The sequence below is a fragment of the Salinivibrio sp. PR932 genome (assembly GCF_001996125.1).
In the GTDB taxonomy this organism is placed as follows: Bacteria; Pseudomonadota; Gammaproteobacteria; order Enterobacterales; family Vibrionaceae; genus Salinivibrio; species Salinivibrio proteolyticus.
In genome coordinates this window covers 1-1,331 of the sequence record NZ_MUFM01000074.1, presented here as the reverse complement: position 1 = coordinate 1,331, position 1,331 = coordinate 1, and the positions used below count along the sequence as shown (strand labels likewise).

Genomic DNA, 1,331 nt, shown 5'->3' with positions numbered 1-1,331 from the left:
AACCAGCTATCTCCGAGTTTGATTGGCCTTTCACCCCTAGCCACAGGTCATCTCCTAACTTTTCAACGTTAGTGAGTTCGGTCCTCCAGTTGATGTTACTCAACCTTCAACCTGCCCATGGCTAGATCACTCGGTTTCGGGTCTAATGCTAGCAACTGTACGCCCAGTTAAGACTCGGTTTCCCTACGACTCCCCTATGCGGTTAACCTTGCTACTAACATTAAGTCGCTGACCCATTATACAAAAGGTACGCGGTCACCCCATCACTAAGTCACCTCTGCTTGATTGGGCGGTTGACCCACGCTTCGCGTGGTTAACCCAATCAACAAAGTGATAGCGTCTCACTAAGATAAGGTGTCTTAGTGATGGGGCTCCCACTGCTTGTACGTAGACGGTTTCAGGTTCTATTTCACTCCCCTCACAGGGGTTCTTTTCGCCTTTCCCTCACGGTACTGGTTCACTATCGGTCAGTCAGGAGTATTTAGCCTTGGAGGATGGTCCCCCCATGTTCAGACAAGATATCACGTGTCCCGTCCTACTCGATTTCACGACTAAGGCGCTGTCGGTTACGGGGCTATCACCCTTTATTGCCAGGTTTTCCAACCTGTTCACCTAACGCCTAAGCCGCTTAAGGGCTGCTCCGGGTTCGCTCGCCGCTACTGCCGGAATCTCAATTGATTTCTTTTCCTTCGGGTACTTAGATGTTTCAGTTCCCCGAGTTCGCCTCTTAGCGCTATGTATTCACGCTAAGATACCTGAGCAAAACCACTGAGTGTTGAATCATCAACTAATTAAGGTTTTGTTTTTGCCGGACTCAAAATAGAGACTTTGCTTATCAAATAAGACAAAGCCCAAGCACACTTGATTGTGTGAGTGACATTTCTGTCACTGATTGAGAACTTTACTGTCATTCTTTAAGAATGACTTGTCAGCTTTCCAGATTGTTAAAGAGCATGTCGTTTATTGCTAAATAAACCACTTTGTAATCACACTCGAAAGTATGTTTATAAAGTGGCGTCCCATAGGGGAGTCGAACCCCTGTTACCGCCGTGAAAGGGCGGTGTCCTAGGCCTCTAGACGAATGGGACGCATCGATATGTTTGGGAACATATCCTCTTTAATWCTTCAACCTATACAATCTGTGTGAACACTCGCAAGAATAGCGTCAGTAAGGAGGTGATCCAGCCCCAGGTTCCCCTAGGGCTACCTTGTTACGACTTCACCCCAGTCATGAACCACACCGTGGTAAACGCCCTCCCGAAGGTTAAGCTATCTACTTCTGGTGCAGCCCACTCCCATGGTGTGACGGGCGGTGTGTACAGGTGTGTACA

At 48.0% G+C, this 1,331-nt stretch carries 1 tRNA gene and 2 rRNA genes; all 3 read right to left on the bottom strand.

Annotated elements, in window-relative coordinates:
* A 23S ribosomal RNA gene (locus tag BZG84_RS16140) occupies nt 1-875 on the bottom strand; the annotation flags it as partial.
* 137 nt (nt 876-1,012) lie between these two features.
* Nucleotides 1,013-1,088 (bottom strand) — tRNA-Glu (locus BZG84_RS16135).
* A gap of 81 nt (nt 1,089-1,169) precedes the next feature.
* Nucleotides 1,170-1,331 (bottom strand): 16S ribosomal RNA (locus BZG84_RS16410); the annotation flags it as partial.